This is a genomic window from Acetobacter sp. DsW_54, assembly GCF_002153575.1.
GTDB lineage: Bacteria > Pseudomonadota > Alphaproteobacteria > Acetobacterales > Acetobacteraceae > Acetobacter > Acetobacter fabarum.
Map to the genome: position 1 here is coordinate 1 of NZ_JOPD01000037.1, position 16,547 is coordinate 16,547.

At 61.3% G+C, this 16,547-nt stretch carries 11 protein-coding genes and 1 riboswitch; of the genes, 9 read left to right on the plus strand and 2 right to left on the minus strand.

Annotated elements, in window-relative coordinates; translation table 11 throughout:
* Positions 1-428 (minus strand): TauD/TfdA family dioxygenase (locus tag HK20_RS11935; RefSeq protein ID WP_143296508.1); only part of this gene is annotated, 428 nt, incomplete at its 3' end.
* Positions 429-747: 319 nt separating this feature from the next.
* Between HK20_RS11935 and HK20_RS11940 the strand changes: the two genes are divergently transcribed.
* The 3 genes from HK20_RS11940 to HK20_RS11950 are packed head-to-tail and all read left to right on the plus strand — an operon-like array spanning position 748 to position 5,351.
* Positions 748-3,045, plus strand: a complete 2,298-nt coding sequence (locus HK20_RS11940) for a TonB-dependent receptor (protein ID WP_233129204.1) — start codon at positions 748-750, stop codon at positions 3,043-3,045.
* A 2-nt stretch (positions 3,046-3,047) separates the two neighbouring features.
* The gene (locus tag HK20_RS11945) at positions 3,048-4,301 is read left to right on the plus strand and encodes an MFS transporter (protein ID WP_086647268.1); all 1,254 of its coding nucleotides are present in this window, start codon (positions 3,048-3,050) and stop codon (positions 4,299-4,301) included.
* A gap of 57 nt (positions 4,302-4,358) precedes the next feature.
* A complete protein-coding gene (locus tag HK20_RS11950) occupies positions 4,359-5,351 on the plus strand; it encodes an aldo/keto reductase (RefSeq protein WP_086647269.1) in 993 nt (330 codons plus the stop codon).
* A gap of 57 nt (positions 5,352-5,408) precedes the next feature.
* Here HK20_RS11950 and HK20_RS11955 read toward each other — a convergent pair whose 3' ends face one another.
* Positions 5,409-6,338 carry a substrate binding domain-containing protein gene (locus tag HK20_RS11955; protein ID WP_086647270.1) on the minus strand — a complete coding sequence of 310 codons (930 nt, stop codon included), beginning with the start codon at positions 6,336-6,338 and terminating at the stop codon, positions 5,409-5,411.
* A gap of 101 nt (positions 6,339-6,439) precedes the next feature.
* Between HK20_RS11955 and HK20_RS11960 the strand changes: the two genes are divergently transcribed.
* The 6 genes from HK20_RS11960 to gcvP all read left to right on the plus strand — a co-directional run bounded on the left by HK20_RS11960 (position 6,440) and on the right by gcvP (position 15,789).
* Positions 6,440-9,349, plus strand: coding sequence for a hypothetical protein (locus HK20_RS11960; RefSeq protein WP_086647271.1), 2,910 nt, complete (start codon positions 6,440-6,442; stop codon positions 9,347-9,349).
* Between the two features lie 102 nt (positions 9,350-9,451).
* Entirely contained in the window at positions 9,452-9,919 is a 468-nt protein-coding gene (speD, locus tag HK20_RS11965) for an adenosylmethionine decarboxylase (protein WP_086647272.1), read from the plus strand.
* A 109-nt stretch (positions 9,920-10,028) separates the two neighbouring features.
* On the plus strand, positions 10,029-10,901 hold the full coding sequence (gene speE / locus HK20_RS11970; RefSeq protein ID WP_086647276.1) for a polyamine aminopropyltransferase: 873 nt from the start codon (positions 10,029-10,031) through the stop codon (positions 10,899-10,901).
* A gap of 50 nt (positions 10,902-10,951) precedes the next feature.
* Positions 10,952-11,042: riboswitch (glycine riboswitch) on the plus strand.
* A 162-nt stretch (positions 11,043-11,204) separates the two neighbouring features.
* The gene (gene gcvT / locus HK20_RS11975) at positions 11,205-12,341 is read left to right on the plus strand and encodes a glycine cleavage system aminomethyltransferase GcvT (RefSeq protein WP_086647273.1); all 1,137 of its coding nucleotides are present in this window, start codon (positions 11,205-11,207) and stop codon (positions 12,339-12,341) included.
* 69 nt (positions 12,342-12,410) lie between these two features.
* Positions 12,411-12,776, plus strand: a complete 366-nt coding sequence (gcvH, locus tag HK20_RS11980; protein WP_086647277.1) for a glycine cleavage system protein GcvH — start codon at positions 12,411-12,413, stop codon at positions 12,774-12,776.
* Between the two features lie 127 nt (positions 12,777-12,903).
* The gene (gene gcvP / locus HK20_RS11985) at positions 12,904-15,789 is read left to right on the plus strand and encodes an aminomethyl-transferring glycine dehydrogenase (RefSeq protein WP_086647274.1); all 2,886 of its coding nucleotides are present in this window, start codon (positions 12,904-12,906) and stop codon (positions 15,787-15,789) included.
* Positions 15,790-16,547 lie beyond the last annotated feature (758 nt).

The window sequence follows — 16,547 nt, forward strand, 5'->3', positions numbered from 1 at the left end:
AGGGAACGGTACGCCGTGGCGGTGTTGGCCCACAGGGTGGCCCCGCCGTAAGGGGCGGGGCGTATGCACCGCAGGATGGACGCTTTGGGGTAGGAGGCCATGAAGGTCATGTCGGCATGCCATGTGTTGGCAGCCCGGCCCTTGCGTGATTTAAGCTCAAAAATATGTTTTGTGCCCTGCGCGCTGGAAACCGTGGGGTGGGACACAAGCGTGCCAAACCGTGCGCCAAGGTCCTCCTGCTGTGCGCTGGTCAGTGACTGTTTGCGAAAGAAGATCACCTTGTGTTCCAGCATGGCGTTGTAAATGAACGCGATGCTGGCCTCGTCCAGATCGGGGGACAGGGTAATACCCCTGATTTCCGCACCAATTTGACCACCAAGCTTTGTAACGGTTGGTGATGCCGTTTTTTCTACCAGACCGAGAGACATTCGAGCATTCCTTAAAAAACAACACCAAAAAATGGTGGATTATGGGCGGCGGAAGAGGGAATTGTTCCAAAACGTCACTAATGTGTTGTTCTGGAACATATTTTTCTTTCAGGCACTGGGCATTCCCACAATGTTAAGCGTGGATTAAGGGGCGGGAAACCCCGTTTCTGACTCGCATTATGGCGATATAAGATCGTTGAATATACTAAATTCTAATTAACAACAACACGTGATAGTTTAATCTTGACGTTATGACGGAATTGTATCGTTATTTAAGAGTCGAATCATATTTAAACTTCCAAATGTAGTGGAAAACAGAATGCTCACCCTGCCTTCGAACCTGCGCCGTATTGTTCTGAATGTCTCGGTGACGTCCCTTGGTTGCGCCATGGTTGCTGGCACCGCACAGGCGCAGTTACAGACCCCCGCCAGCAAAAAAACCTCCCCCAACCATTCAGCGCTCGAGGCCGGGCAGGCGGAGGATGTAACCGTTAGCGTGCGCAGGCGTAGCGAACCGTTGCAGAAGGTGCCTGTGGCCACATCGGTCTATTCCGCCAAACAGGCCACGCGGGATAACGTGCATGACCTGCAGGGCATTTTTGAATTTATCCCTTCCGCCAACTTCCGGGCCAATTCCTCATCCAAGGACCGGGCAACCTTTGTGCGCGGCATAGGCACCATTGCGACCTCTCCGGGGGTGGAGCCGTCCGTATCCACCGTGCTGGACGGGGTGGTGCTGGCCCGGCCCGGGCAGGCCACGGCCGATATTCTGGACCTTGACCATGTAGAGGTCATGCGGGGGCCACAGGGCACGCTGTTTGGTAAAAACGCCTCTGCCGGGGCGGTCAATATTGTTACCCGGCAGCCTACGGCGGACTTCCATGCTTTTGCGGAGGCCTCCTATTTTTCGGGGAACGAATACCGGCTGACCGGGGGGGCTACGGGCACGCTTGTTCCGTCCAAGCTGGTTGCCAATGCGTCTTTTCTGGTCGGTGGTTTTGACGGGAATGTTAAAAATCTGGCCAACAGCACCACGGTGAATGGCTACGAACACCGTGGTGCGCGCAGCAAGTTCCTCTGGACCCCGGATGAGGAAACACAGGTCACATTCGGGCTGGATTACATGTACCAGAACGATCTGGTGCCAACGGGGGTTTATACCTCCACCAATCAGGTGGCGTACCCTACGGGAGCGGTCAAAACCAACCCCGCACTGGCTTCGGCACTGGTGGGGGAGGGGGTTACACCTTCCAAGAACAACACCTCGGTCAGCAATAATACGCAAAGCCGCTCTGTGGACCATACTGGTGGTTTTTCCGCAACGGTCGATCGCGAACTTGGGCGTGGGTACAAGCTCACTTCCATTTCCGCCTACAGGCAGTGGCAGAATATTCAGGATCAGGATTACGATGGCCTGTCCGGCGTGTACGCCACCCTGCCCGAGGTGCGGGACCACGGTAAGCTGAACTTCTGGCAGGCATCGCAGGAAGTGCGCATTGCCTCCCCCCGTGGACATTTTTTTGATTATGTTGCCGGGTTTTACTACCTGCACGGGGTGGACCGGGAGGTCTATAGCCGCACCCTTTCGCAAAACGGGCAGGGCACGGCTTACGGCCAGTCGCATTATGGCATAACCAACAACAACTATGCCGTTTTTGCTGAAGGGAACCTGAACTTTACAAAAAACTTCCGGGCTATTCTGGGCCTGCGCCTGCTGCGTGACGATCTGGGGTATGACATGTCACGCAGATCCACATCTGCCGTGGCGGTAACGGGTATTCGCCCGTCCTATGCGTCCTCCGGTTCCACGTCGCAGAATGGGTACGTGGACCGCATTGGCCTGCAATATGACATTAAGCCTGACATTCATGCCTATTTTACCTATTCGCATGGGTATAAGGGGCCTGCCTACAATACGTTTTTCAATATGCAGGCAACAGATGCGCAGGTGCTTAAACCCGAGCAGAACAACAGTTTTGAACTGGGGCTTAAATCCCAGTTCCTGCACCGGCGGGTTACGGCAAACCTTGCCGCATTTATTGAAAACTTCTCCAACTATCAGGCCAATTTTCTGGATAACGTAGCCGGTGGTGCGGTTTACCGCATGATCAATGCCGGGTCTGTCTCCTCCAAGGGGGTGGAAGGGGATGTGGCCGTGCGCACCCTGCCGGGGCTGACACTGGGCGGTAACTTTGCTTACACCTACGCTGTGGTGGACAAGTTTAACTGCCCTGCTGGTGCCCCTGCATCGTGCAATGTTAACGGCCAGCCCCTGCCTTTTGCACCACGCTGGAAGTTTGTGCTGAATGCGGATTACACAAAAAGCCTGAACAACCGCTTCACCCTATCGGTGGACAGTGACTACACGTGGCAGAGCCGCACGCAGTTTGCCCTGACCGAAACGCCAGACACGGTGCAGAAGGCTTATGGCATATGGAACATGAGCACCACGTTGCAGGACAAAAAGCTCAAGCTCCAGCTTTCACTTGTCATGCGCAACGCCATTAACACGCATTATGCCTCCTACATGGCATATGGCGCACTGGGCGGTGTGACCAGCTCCATCCCGCGTGATTACGGCCGTTATGGTGGCTTTGTTCTGCGTAAGGATTTCTGAACATGGCAGGGAACGCACTCTCCCCCCGTCCTTCGCAGGTTTTGACCACCTTGCTGCTGTGCTCCATTATTGTGGTAGCCGCAGCAGACAGGCAGATTATTGCGCTGCTCAAGCCCGTTCTGGACCAGACATTTGGCTGGACGGCGCGCGATTACGCCAGCATTGCCGCATGGACGCAGGTTGCTGCGGCATGCAGCCTGCTGGCGGCGGGGTGGCTGGTGGACTGGGCCGGGCCAAAGCGCACACTGGGTGTAGCCCTGACAGGCTGGAGCCTGCTGACCGTACTGCACGCCTTTGCCTCCTCCGTGCGGGATTTTGTGCTGATCCGCGCGGGCCTTGGCGCGTTTGAGGGGGCAGGCACCCCGAGCATGATGAAGTTTATTGCGCTGGCTGTTCCACGCTCCCAGCGCGGCAAGGTTATTGGCATTCTCAACGCCACACCCAATGTGGCAGCGGTGCTGACCCCCCTGCTGGTTGCGCTGGTTCTGCCCCTGCTTGGCTGGCGCGCTCTTGTGGTGGGGCTGGGCGGGGTTGGGCTTGTGCTGGCCCTGTTCTGGCAGCTCCGGGGGCCGGTGGTCCTTGGCCCGGCTGGGCCGCAACAGGCGGATGGTGCCACCACGGCGCGGCTGCGGGACCCGGCGGTGCGCCGGGTTGTGGTGGCGTTTTCCATTAGCAAGGTGCTCTCGGATGCTACATGGTGGCTGTTGCTGAGCTGGCTGCCCGATATTTTTCATTCCCATTTTGGCCTGAGCATGCGGGGCATGAGCGGGGCATCGGGCACGGTTTATATTGGTGCGGGTATTGGGGCATTCTGCGGGGGTATTCTGCCGGGGCTTCTGCGCCCTTACGTGGGGTCGCAGGAGCAGGCGCGCCGTATTGTTATGGGCACGGCAGCCCTGTGCGTTGTTCCAATGATGTTTGTGTTTTTCACAACGTCTCTGGCTGTTGGCCTGTTCCTGTTTACCGTGGCGCTTATGGCGCATCAGGTTTTTGCCAGTAACCTGTTTGGGGTGGTTACGGACTGGCTGCCAGCCAGCCTGGTTGGCCGGGCTACGGGTATTGGCGCGTTCTGCGGCAACCTTGGTGGGGCGTCCATTCTGTGGGCCAGCGGGTTTGTGCCCATGCCGGTTATTCTGGGTGGGTGCAGTCTGGCTTACGTGCTGGCATGGAGCGTGTTGCGCGTGCGGGTGGCCCCTGTGTGGCTGGAGAGCACCTTTTGCGAACCACATGGCGGGCGTGTGGCTCTGGCGGTATAAAACGCAAGACGGAATAAAGATTTTTCCATTTTTACCAAAAAAGGATCGTGTAATTCAATGAACTGGCAACCTTCCGCCACGCGGTATGAGCAGGCAGACTTCCGGCGTTGTGGGCATTCCGGGCTGGACCTGCCGCGTATTTCTCTTGGCCTGTGGCACAATTTTGGGGATACGGACGCCTTTGCAACCGGCCGCGCCACCATCCGCCGGGCGTTTGACCGGGGCGTGACGCATTTTGACCTCGCCAACAACTACGGCACGCCCTATGGCTCGGCAGAGGAAAACTTCGGGCGTATTCTGCAAAAAGACCTGCACCCCTACCGTGATGAACTGGTCATTTCCACCAAGGCGGGGTGGGATATGTGGCCCGGCCCCTATGGCAATGGCGGGTCACGCAAATATCTGCTCTCCTCCCTCAACCAGAGTTTGAAGCGCATGGGGGTGGACTATGTGGATATTTTTTATTCCCATCGCCCAACCCCCGATGTGCCGCTGGAGGAAACCATAGGCGCGCTGGTTCAGGCCCACAGGCAGGGCAAGGCGCTTTATGTGGGGATTTCCTCCTACGATGCCGCCAGCACGCGGGAGGCCGAGGCTATTCTGCGCTCTGCGGGCGTTCCCCTGCTTGTGCACCAGCCCGCATATTCGCTGCTGAACCGGGGCATAGAGGCCGAGCTTCTGCCTGCGCTGGAGGAGCTTGGGGTTGGGTGTGTTATTTTCTCCCCTCTGGCGCAAGGGGTGCTGACCCGCAAATATCTGGGGGGTATTCCTGCCGAATCCCGCGCGGCTACAAGCCGTTTTCTGGATCAGGCGGCCATAACCCCGCAGGTGCTCAAGGCCGTGCGCAGGCTGGATGAGCTGGCACAGGCCCGCGGGCAGAGCTTGGCGCAAATGGCTGTGGCATGGACGCTGCGCAACCCGGTTGTCACATCAGCCATTATCGGGGCCAGAAACGTGCAGCAACTGGACGAAACTTTGGCCGCGCTGGAGAACGTGGCGTTCTCTGCCACAGAACTGGCCGCCATTGAGCAGGCTCTGGCTGGCGTATGATGCGGGCGGGTCAGGCCTGTTGTGTCTGGCCCGTAGCCTGCCCTGTGTTTGTGGTTTTTACGGGGTGTGCGCCAGTGCCTGTTCCCACGGCGGAGTGGGGGTGTAGCACTGGCTCAGATAATCAATCATGGCGCGGATTTTAAGGGATACGCTAATCCCCGGTGCATAAACCGCGTGCAGGTCCGGCCCCGGTACGGGGGGCAGGTCCAGTGTGAGCGCACGCAGGCGGCCTGTGCGCAACTCCTCGCTCACAACAAAAACCGGTTGGTACACAATGCCTTCACCCGCCAGTGCCGCTTCACGCAGGACATCGCCATTATTGGCGCTGAGCGGGCCGGAAACAGGCACCGTTTTTTCCCCTTTTTCTCCAAAGCTCCAGCGGCTGGCGCTGTTGGTGCCGCTTAGCGTGTAGCCAAGGCACTGGTGCTGGCTGAGCTCTTCCACCCGGGTGGGGGTGCCCGCACGCTCCAGGTATGCAGGGGCTGCGCACACCACCATGCGAATGGTGGCCAGCCTGCGGCTGCGCAGTGTGCTGGACGGCATTTTGCGTATGCGCAGGGTCAGGTCCCAGCCTTCGTCTATCAGGTCCACTGTGCGGTCGTTCAGCCCCAGTTCAACACTTACGTGCGGGTGCAGGCGGTTGAACTCGGGCAGGTAGGGGGCCACGTAGCGTATGGCAAAGGAGACAGGCGCATTCAGCCGCAGGTGGCCGCGGGCTTCGTGCCGCTGCTCGCTTACGGTAAGCTCCATGTCCTCCATGTCCGCCAGAATACGCTGGCTACCTTCCAGAAACAGGCGCCCTGCCTCGGTGAGCGAGAGGTGGCGTGTGCTGCGGCGGAACAGGGTTACGCCCAGCCGGTCTTCCAGCGTGGTGACATGCTTGGTCACCATGGTGGGGGAGAGGGCAAGTGCCCGCGCTGCCGCGCTAAAGCTGCCAAGCTGCACCACCTTAACGAAAACCTGCATACTGGTAAAACGGTCAAGCATGGGCCGCTCCTGTGGTGGCGGGGCTGGGGGTGCTGGCCAAAACGCCCCTGTTGTTCTAGCAGCCCATGTTGGTTTTTGTCATGCTGGGGTAAATACCGGGCATGGGGCTGGCGCACGGGGTGCACTGCCCGCGCGTGCTAACAGGTGTGGGCCGGGCTGGCCGGTACCACAAGACACAGGCAGGGAACGTGGCAGACACAAGGCAGGCAGACAACCGGGTAAACCAGCAGGCAGGGGCCTGCGGTGGGCAGGGTGCGCGCATGTCCGGCCCGGTTGCCCGTGGTGCCGGGGCTACGGCGGCCCCAGCCCGGCAGGCCCGCACGGGTCTGGGGCGGGCCATGCTGCTTGGCACCATGCTGGCAGGGCTTGCCCTCTGCGTGCAGGCCGCCCCCCTGCGTGCCACACCCCCCGCCGTGCAGGATGTGCCCCGCTCCGACGGGCTGCACGCCCTGCCGGTTACCAGCGTACAGGCCGATGCCCTGCCCCGCGTGGCTGATGTGGCACCGGGCCTGTTCCTGCCAGCGGAGAGCACAACCGGGCTTGCGGCATTCTGGTCCGGGCCGGAACTGATGGTGGTGGTGGACCGCGCCCTGCCAGCCCTGTTCCACCTGCCTGGCGAGGGCGGTATGTTCGACCGGCGGGAGAGCGTGGCCCTGAACGGTGCAACCCTGCTCCGGATTTACCTGCCAGATCACCCGCATATTGCCGTGCTGCGCCAGAAGGCGGGCTGGCTGCTCTGCGCCGTTCAGCCCGGTCGCCCGGATGGGTGTGGTGCACGTGTGGGTAGCCCTGCGGGGAATGGCGGGGGGCATGGGGCTTCGGCTGGCGCGCACCCCGCTACGCCAGCGGTGCAGATGGTGCCCCTCCCTGCCCGCATCCTGTTTGCACAAAGCCAGCCCGGTCGGGTTGTTACCCTGCCCGACCCCGCAACCGGGGGCAGGCTGTTTGTGGCGACGACCCGGCAGGTGGAAACCCCTTTGCAGCCGCGCTCGGCCGTGGGGTATGCCGTGCGCCCGGCGGTGTTGGGGGTGGTGGTTGCAGCGGATTCGGCGCAGCTTTTCATGCAGCCTACGCCCAGCGGGCCGGTGCTGGAGGCCATAGCCGGCCAGCCCGTGCCGGTTGGCCTGCCTGCTCCGCCCCCCAGTGCCAGCGTGCGGCAGGGGCAGGACTGGTTCTGGCTCGGCCTGCGGGATGAACCCACTCCCCTGCTGTTGCAGAAGTGGCGCAAAGCGCGCGACAGTCTGGGCCAGGCAGCGGGAGACCCCGCAACCGTTCTGGCGGGCCAGCCGGAGGCGGTAGTCATTACCATGTGGGCCATGCGGGTGGCGGCGGCACAGGCGGCCTTTGCCGCAGGGTACCCCCAGCAGGCATGGGAGCTGCTGCGTGCCCTGCCCGAGCACAGCGGGCATGATGGCAGCAGTGCGGCCGATGTGGGCGGTGTGGTGCGTGGCGGCTGGCCGGGGCCGGGTGTGCAGGCCCTGCGCGCCTGTGCGGCCCTGCTTAGTGGGGACATGGCCGGAGCCGCCCCATTGGCCAGTGCGGACTGGGCCTTTGGGCCAGACATGGTGCTATGGCGTGGCGCGTATTTTATGCTCAGCGGTGCAGGGAGCGTGCCCACATCCGTTTTGCTGGCGCGTGGTTACGCACGGCTGGAACAGTACCCCGCACCAGTCCGTGCGGGGCTTATGCTGCGGGTTACGCAGTATCTGGCCCAGTTTGGCGGGCCGGATGAGCGCGCAGTGCTGGGCTCCCTGCCAGATGACCCGGCATACAGCCTTGCGCGCATTATGGTGCAGGCCCGCGGCACGGAACCCGAAAGCGCGCGTGTTGCACTGGAAAACCTGACCGCTTCGGGTAATGACCGCATGGCCGACATGGCCCGGGCCGAGCTGGTCGGCTTTTTGCTGGCGCATGACCAGATCGGGCCGGATATGGCCGCACAGGCCTATGCCCAGATTCTGGCCGCGCAGGTGGCCGAAGGGAGCAGGGTGGCCCCCAATGCCCAACAGGGTGAGATGAATATTGTACCCGCCTTGCGGCTGGTTTACGCGCAGGCTCTAGCCCGTAGCGGGCAGGCCGTGCGCGCTGCGGGTGTGCTGAGTGGGTTGGGTGCGTCCGAGCTGGCACCGCAGGACAAGCTGGATGCAGCATGGCGCACGGTGCTGTTTGCGCTGGTGTTTGGCCCACCCCACGCCGATGCAGCGCAGGGCACGCCCGCCCATGGCAGCCACGGCGCCGTGGGGCGGAAGCGGGGCGGGCGCGGGGCTGTGCCCAATGTTCCCCCCGCTACAGACCGCGCCCAGCAGCTGGCACTGGCAAGGGCCAGCATGGGGCTGGTGCCAGATGACCCGCTCAAGGCCAAACTGCTGGCCGGGCTTGGGCGGCAGCTTATGGCCATGGGGCAGTTCGGGCAGGCCATACCGGTTTTGCAGCAGGCCGATGTGCTGGCCATAGAACCGCTGATGCGGGCTGATATTGAAGAACAGCTTGCGCAGGCTGCATTGCAGGGCAACCAGCGCCCGCTTGCCCTGCGCGCGCTTGAGCGCAGCGCACTGGCTGACCTGCCGGAAGACCTTGCCGCCCGCCGCAGGTATGATGAGGCCAGACTGGCCGCCGCCAGCGGCAACCGCGAGGGCGCACAGGCCCTTCTGGCCGAGGATGAATCGGATGCAGGCCTGTCCGTGCGTGGGGCCCTGTATGAGCAGGACCAGCAATGGGCACAGGCCGTGCTGGTTGTGGGCCGCCTTGCCAGCCGCACCCTGCCAGAGCAGGGCGAGCTAAGCCCCCCGCAGCGCGACCTTGTGATTCGTCTGGCAACGGATGCCGCTGCGGCAGGGGATATGGAAACCCTGCACAGCCTGCGCGCATGGGTGGCTGGGCGTGCCCTTGGGGCGGAACGGCAGGCCCGGTTTGCGGCCCTTCTCAGGCAGGCGCAAAAAGGGCCGGTTGTCTCCCTTGGTGGGTATGGCCTGCCATCGACATTTGACAAATCTGTTAAAGACCCAAAATAGTTCTTGCACCCAAGGGGTAAAAAGCCCTAGTTAGCGCGCTCTTGGCCCAAGGGGGCGATTAATTTCGCCCAACAGGCTGTCTACTGGTTTGGGGGTACGTCAATGAACGCACTTGCTCAACTGGGGATGGTCTCGGAACTCCCGAGCAATAACCAGGCAATTTCTGTTCCGGTCACATTTGAAGATGATGACCGTAAAGATTATTTCGTCGAAAAAGACGGCGAAAAATTTGCAGGGACACACCTGCTGGTTGATATGTGGGGGGCCACTAATCTGGACAACCCCGCGAAAATCGACAGCACCCTGTGTGAAGCGGCTCTGGCGGCAGGGGCAACCATTCTGCACAGCCATTTCCACCATTTTACACCCAATGGCGGTGTATCTGGCGTTGTTGTGCTGGCTGAAAGCCATATTTCCATCCACACATGGCCCGAACGCAACTTTGCTGCGGTCGACATTTTCATGTGTGGCGCATGCGACCCGCATCTGGCTATTCCGGTTATGCAGAGCCTGTTTCAGGCCGAGCAACTGGACGTAAGCGAAGAGCGTCGCGGCCGCGTGCAGGCTTAAAAAAGCCCGCGCGGATCAAGCGCAAACTTCCTCTTTATCGGTATTGAACGGCGGCTTTGCCCAGGCATTGGGCAGGGCCGCCGTGCCGTGCATGGCAAGGATGGCTGAGATGGCTGAAAACTGGATTGAAGAAACCCTGTACGACAACTGGGGCCAGCGCTTCCGTGTTGTTCGGGAACTGGCGCGCGTTAAAAGCCCGTTTCAGGATATTGTTGTATTTGAAAGCGATTCTCACGGTCGCGTCCTGCTGCTTGATGGCGTGGTGCAGATTACCGAACGGGATGAATTCGTTTATCAGGAAATGCTGACCCACGTGCCGCTGTTTACGCACAAGGCTCCGCGCCGGGTGCTGATTATTGGCGCGGGTGACGGTGGCGTGTTGCGCCGTGTGCTGGAACACCCCGGCGTGGAAAAAGCCGTGATGGTGGAAATTGATGGCGCAGTCATCGAACTTTCCAAACAGCACCTGCCCTCCATTGCGGGTGATGCCTGGACCAACCCGCGCGCTGAAGTGATTGTGGGCGACGGGATTGATTACGTTGCCAAAGCAGCCGATGGCTCCTTTGACGTGATTATTGTGGATAGCACAGACCCCATTGGCGTGGGTGAAGTCCTGTTTACTGACAGTTTTTACGAACACTGTGCCCGCGTGCTCAGCGCGGAGGGGCTTATTGTCAACCAGTGCGGTGTGCCCTTCATGCAGGCCGATGAACTGTTTGAAACCAGCGAACGCCGGGCCAAATACTTCCCCCATGTGTCTGCCTATGTGGCGGCTGTGCCGACCTATGTTGGCGGGTTCATGACTCTGGGCATCGCCTCCAAGGGGCCAAACCCCGCCGGGCAGGATACAGCCGTTGTGCGCGCCCGTGCTGAACAGGCTGGTATTTTGGGTAAAACCCAGTACTGGACGCCAGAAATCCATACCGGCTCTTTTAACCTGCCGCCCTATATTGCCCGGCACCTGCCCGGTGCAAAGGCGTAATCTACCCCGCGACCGTGATTGACTCGTAAGGGAAATAATGTCACGGTCGCACCCGCGCAGAGGGAGAGACCAGCCGTAAAAAGCTGGCGCCGAAGGAGCAACCGCCCCGGAAACTCTCAGGCAAAAGGACCCTGCGCTCTAAACTTCTGGAGAGAGGTGCGTTCGCACCCGCCGACGGGATAGCGATCTCAGGCAAAAGCACAGAAGGGGCAGCGGACGGTCCGGTCCGAAGCTCCGTGTTTTTGTCCTGTGTTTGGCATGGGGTGCGCGCGGAGTTTGGGCCTTTTTTGTAAGGCGGCGTGCATGGGCACCGATTCTTCTCTCCTCCATACTCCTCTCCATACCCTGCATCAGGATTTTGGCGGCAAAATGGTGCCGTTTGCAGGCTATTCCATGCCGTTGCAATACACGGATGGCATTATGGCCGAGCACCGCCATGTGCGCGAACAGGTGGGTCTGTTTGATGTCTCCCACATGGGGCAGGTGCGTATTCGTGCACGCTCTGGCAATGTGGAGGACGCAGCCCGCGCGCTGGAACGTCTGGTCCCTGCCGATATTGTGGGCCTTAAAACCAACCGGCAGCGTTATACGCAGTTCACCAACACATCGGGCGGTATTCTGGACGACCTGATGGTGATCGCGCAGGAAGAATGTCTGCTGCTGGTAGTGAACGCCGCATGCAAACAGGCCGACTTTGCCCATATGCAGGATAATCTGGCCGACTGTCTGGTTGAGCAGCTGGAAGACCGCGCTCTGCTGGCCCTGCAGGGCCCACTGGCGCAGGACGTGCTGAGCAGCTTTGATGCAGATGCCGCAACCATGCGCTTTATGGATGTGTGCATGCTCGAAATTGATGGCGCACGCTGCATCGTCTCGCGCTCGGGCTATACGGGGGAAGACGGGTACGAAATCTCGCTCTCCGCCAAGGATGCAGACCGCGTGGCCCGCCAGTTGCTCCAGCACCAGCAGGTCAGGCTGATCGGCCTTGGCGCGCGGGACAGCCTGCGGCTGGAAGCCGGGCTGTGCCTGTATGGTTCCGATATTGATGAAACCACAACCCCGGTGGAAGCAGCACTGGAATGGTCTATCCAGAAGTCCCGCCGCACCGGTGGCGCACGTGCTGGCGGCTTTCCGGGCGCGGATATTATTCTGGAGCAGCTTGAAAAAGGCGTAACCCGCCGCCGCGTGGGCCTGCTGCCAACCGGCCGCGCCCCCGTGCGCCACGGTGCCCCCCTGTATGCAGATGAAGCCTTGGCCGACAAGGTGGGCGAGGTGACATCCGGCGCATTTGGCCCCACGCTGGAGGCCCCGGTTGCCATGGGTTATGTGGCCACCCCCCATGCCGCTGTAGGTACGGAGCTTGTGGCGGAACTGCGCGGGCGTGGCGTGCCATCCCGCGTGGCGGCTCTGCCTTTGGTGCCTGCGCGCTTCAAGCGGTAAAGCGCTTTTTTCCTTTTCAACATGTTTTCAGGCAGGCCCCGGTTTGGGGCCTTACGGAGTATTAAGGCAATGACCCTGTATTTTACGAGCGAACACGAATGGCTGCGCGTGGATGGTGATACGGCCGTGGTGGGCATTACCCAGCATGCAGCCGATGAGCTGGGTGAACTGGTGTTTGTGGAAACACGGCCCGCTGGCACGCAGGTCAAGGCGGGTGAAGCCGTAGCCGTTGTGGAATCGGTCAAGGCTGCATCCGACATTTACGCCCCCGTGGATGGTGAGATTGTGGAAGGCAACGCCGCTCTGGCCGATGACCCCTCCACCGTCAGCTCCGACCCGCAGGGTGCGGGCTGGATTGTCAAGTTCCGCCTGAGCAACCCCGCACAGCTTGATGGCCTGATGAATGCCGAGGCCTACGCCGCCTTTATTGGCTGAGCAGCCCCGCTCCACCCCGCCCGCCTGAGCGGCGCGCCCGTATGCCTGCCAGACCGGTGCGCGCATACGGGGTGGGGTGTTCCTTGTTGTTTTGCGTTTACCCGCGTGTATCAGGATCGTTCCTCGCATGTTCTCCCAAGTTGAAAACCTGCCCGCTTTTGCAGGGCTTCGGGCCGATGGCGCAGCCTTTGCCGCCCGCCATATTGGCCCCACGCCAGATGAGCAGGCCGCCATGCTGCGCACGGTGGGTGCCAGCTCCCTTGATGAGCTGACAGCCCAGACCCTGCCCGCCGCCATTCGGGTCGGGCAGCCGCTGGGGCTGGGGGAAGGCTGGACCGAAACAGACGTGCTGGCACACCTGCGCACGCTGGCCGGGCAGAACCGTGTGCTCACCAGCCTGATCGGGCAGGGCTATTACGGCACGGTGCTGCCTGCCGTGATCGGGCGCAATATTCTGGAAAACCCGGCATGGTACACGGCCTATACGCCTTACCAGCCAGAAATCAGCCAGGGGCGGCTGGAAGCACTGCTGAACTTCCAGACCATGGTTACCGAATTGACCGGGCTGGACATTGCCAATGCCTCCCTGCTGGATGAGGCCACGGCAGCGGCGGAAGCCATGGCGCTGGCCAAGCGGGTTGCTAAATCCGCCTCCAACACGTTCTTTGTGGATGCGGACTGCCACCCCCAGACCATTGCCGTGCTCAAAACCCGTGCCGAGCCCATGGGCTTTTGCATACAGGTGGGCAACCCGGCAACGGACCTGAACGCGGCAGACGTGTTTGGCGCGGTGTTCCAGTACCCCGGCTCCTCGGGGCAGCTGACCGACCCGCGCGCCTGTGTGCAGGCGCTGCATGCGGCTGGTGGCATTGCCATTATGGCCGCCGACCCGCTGGCCCTGACCATGCTGGCCTCCCCCGGAGAGCTGGGGGCGGATATTGCCATTGGTTCCACCCAGCGCTTTGGCGTGCCCATGGGTTTTGGTGGCCCGCACGCCGCCTATATGGCCGTGCGCGATGCGTATAAGCGGAGCATGCCCGGCCGCCTTGTCGGGGTTTCGGTCGATAGCGAGGGCCGCCCGGCCTACCGCCTTGCGCTGCAAACGCGCGAGCAGCACATCCGGCGCGAAAAAGCGACATCCAACATCTGCACCGCACAGGTGCTGCTGGCCGTTATTGCGGGCATGTATGCGGTCTATCATGGGCCGGAAGGGCTTAAGGCCATTGCCCGGCGTGTGCACGGGCTTACGTGCACACTGGCTGCGGGCCTGCGCGCACTTGGCGTAACCGTGCAGACCACCGCGTTCTTTGACACGATGACCGTAGATGCGGGCGACAATGCCGCCGCCCTGCTGGCCCGTGCGTGCGAAATGGGCATGAACCTGCGCAATGCAGGGGCTGGGCGCATTGGCATCAGTCTGGACGAAACCAGCACAATCAAAACCGTGCTGGATGTCTGGTCCGTGTTCTGCACCGACCGCGACCGTATGGGGCATATGGCGCTCAAGCTGGAGCAGGCCGCCTCGACCGTGCCGGAAGCGCTGGTCCGCCAGTCTGCCTTCATGCGGCAGGCGGTGTTTGGTTCCTGCCGGTCCGAGACGGATATGCTGCGCTACCTGCGCCGCCTGTCCGACAAGGATCTGGCGCTGGACCGGACCATGATCCCCCTTGGCTCGTGCACCATGAAGCTGAACGCCACGGTGGAAATGCTGCCCATTACGTGGCCCGGTTTTTGTGACCTGCACCCCTACGCCCCGGCTGATCAGGCGCAGGGTTACCAGAGCCTTCTGGCCGACCTTGAGCGCTGGCTGTGCGCGATCAGCGGGTATGATGCGGTGTCCTTCCAGCCCAATTCGGGCGCGCAGGGTGAGTATGCGGGCCTGCTGGCCATTCGGGCCTACCACCGTGCGCGCGGGCAGGGTGAGCGCAATGTGTGCCTTATCCCGGCCTCTGCCCATGGCACCAACCCCGCTTCCGCCCAGATGGCGGGCATGAGCGTGGTGGTGGTCAAATGTGACGGTGAAGGCAACATTGACCTGGAAGACATGCAGGCCAAGGTTACAGCCCACGCGGCGGACCTGTCCGCTGTGATGATCACCTACCCCTCCACCCACGGCGTGTTTGAAGAAAACATGCGCGCCATCTGCGACATGGTGCACGCAGCCGGTGGGCAGGTTTATGTGGATGGCGCAAACATGAACGCGCAGGTCGGCCTTGCCCGCCCGGCGGATTATGGTGGGGATGTCAGCCACTTCAACCTGCACAAGACCTTCTGCATCCCCCATGGTGGGGGTGGTCCGGGCATGGGGCCCATTGGTGTGCGTGCTCATCTGGCCCCGTTCCTGCCGGGTAATCCGGCGGATGCGGCGGTGGATGTAGCCGTGAGTGCTGCCCAGTTTGGCTCGGCCTCCATCCTGCCTATTTCATGGGCGTATATCCGCCTGATGGGGGATGAAGGGCTGAAGCGCGCAACGCAGGTGGCTATCCTGAATGCCAACTACATTGTCAGCCGCCTGTCCGATGCGTATCCGGTGCTGTACCGTGGGGCCAAGGGGCGGGTTGCGCATGAGTGCATTCTGGACCTGCGCCCGATCAAGGACAACGTGGGCGTGACGGTGGATGACATGGCCAAGCGGCTGGTGGACTACGGGTTCCATGCCCCTACGGTCAGTTTTCCCGTTGCGGGCACGTTCATGATCGAACCGACTGAATCCGAAGGCAAGGCCGAGCTGGACCGCTTTTGCGATGCCATGCTGGCTATTCGTGAAGAAGTGCGCGCGGTGGAGCAGGGTACGGTGACAGCCGAGCAGTCCATGCTGCGCCACGCACCACATACGGGTGCTGCGGTTACGGCAGAGGTATGGGAACACCCTTACAGCCGCCAGCAGGCGTGCTTCCCCCCCGGTGTAAACCCGGCCACCAAATACTGGCCCAACGTTGCCCGGATCGACAACGTATATGGGGACCGCAATCTTGTGTGTTCCTGCCCCGATATTGCGGAATGGATGGAATAATCACAGCCCGCACCATCGGCTAGCACCATCGGCTAGCACCATCGGCTAGCACCATCGGCTAGCACCATCGGTTCACAACAGGGCGGTTCGGGGGTTTTCCTCCGGGCCGCCCTTTGTGTTTGTGGGGCGTGCGGTGCTCTGGCCATTTGCGAGTTCAGGGACGGGCGGGCCGCAATGCCAATGGCGTAGTGGTGTGTGCGGCAGTGTGTTGCTGGCGTTGCGCTCGCCTTACCTTACAGGCCTGCACCGCAGGTTAGGTAAGTTGGCCTTGCTCCCCTTGTGTGGGCATGTGGCGGAGGTTCTGGCCAGTCAATGGGGTGGTTTTTCAGGCCCGGGGTTTGCGTTTGACACAGGCTGGAGCGCAGAATAAAAACGAAACTGTCTCGTTTCTTAAAATACCGGTTTAGCCTGTCTTTACCTGCGGCAGGCGGCTGCCCCTATGCCAGAGGATGCAAGAATCCGTGCCAGTCTTGGCTGAGTTATCCAGTTGTTCCACGCCAGTGCCAGTGCGTGGGGTGCCTTTGTGGCGCCGGGGCTTTGCCTCGTTTTGCAATTTTCTGCGCGGCACGTCTGGTCTGGCGGGGCGGGTGCATGTGCTGGCACATACCCCGCTGGTAGTGCGTTCACATAAGGGTGGCAGGACTATTGCCGGAGGGCTGGCAGCCACATTCTGGCTTGTGGCGCACCCTGCTCTGGCCCAGAAATCCCAATCCCAATCCCAATCCCAATCCCAATCCCAATCCCAATCCCAATCCCAA

Coding starts and splice junctions, on each gene's coding strand:
- HK20_RS11940 (WP_233129204.1), top strand. CDS start 748: ATGCTCACCCTGCCTTCGAACCTGCGCCGTATTGTTCTGAATGTCTCG.
- HK20_RS11945 (WP_086647268.1), top strand. CDS start 3,048: ATGGCAGGGAACGCACTCTCCCCCCGTCCTTCGCAGGTTTTGACCACC.
- HK20_RS11950 (WP_086647269.1), top strand. CDS start 4,359: ATGAACTGGCAACCTTCCGCCACGCGGTATGAGCAGGCAGACTTCCGG.
- HK20_RS11955 (WP_086647270.1), bottom strand. CDS start 6,338: ATGCTTGACCGTTTTACCAGTATGCAGGTTTTCGTTAAGGTGGTGCAG.
- HK20_RS11960 (WP_086647271.1), top strand. CDS start 6,440: ATGGGGCTGGCGCACGGGGTGCACTGCCCGCGCGTGCTAACAGGTGTG.
- speD (WP_086647272.1), top strand. CDS start 9,452: ATGAACGCACTTGCTCAACTGGGGATGGTCTCGGAACTCCCGAGCAAT.
- speE (WP_086647276.1), top strand. CDS start 10,029: ATGGCTGAAAACTGGATTGAAGAAACCCTGTACGACAACTGGGGCCAG.
- gcvT (WP_086647273.1), top strand. CDS start 11,205: ATGGGCACCGATTCTTCTCTCCTCCATACTCCTCTCCATACCCTGCAT.
- gcvH (WP_086647277.1), top strand. CDS start 12,411: ATGACCCTGTATTTTACGAGCGAACACGAATGGCTGCGCGTGGATGGT.
- gcvP (WP_086647274.1), top strand. CDS start 12,904: ATGTTCTCCCAAGTTGAAAACCTGCCCGCTTTTGCAGGGCTTCGGGCC.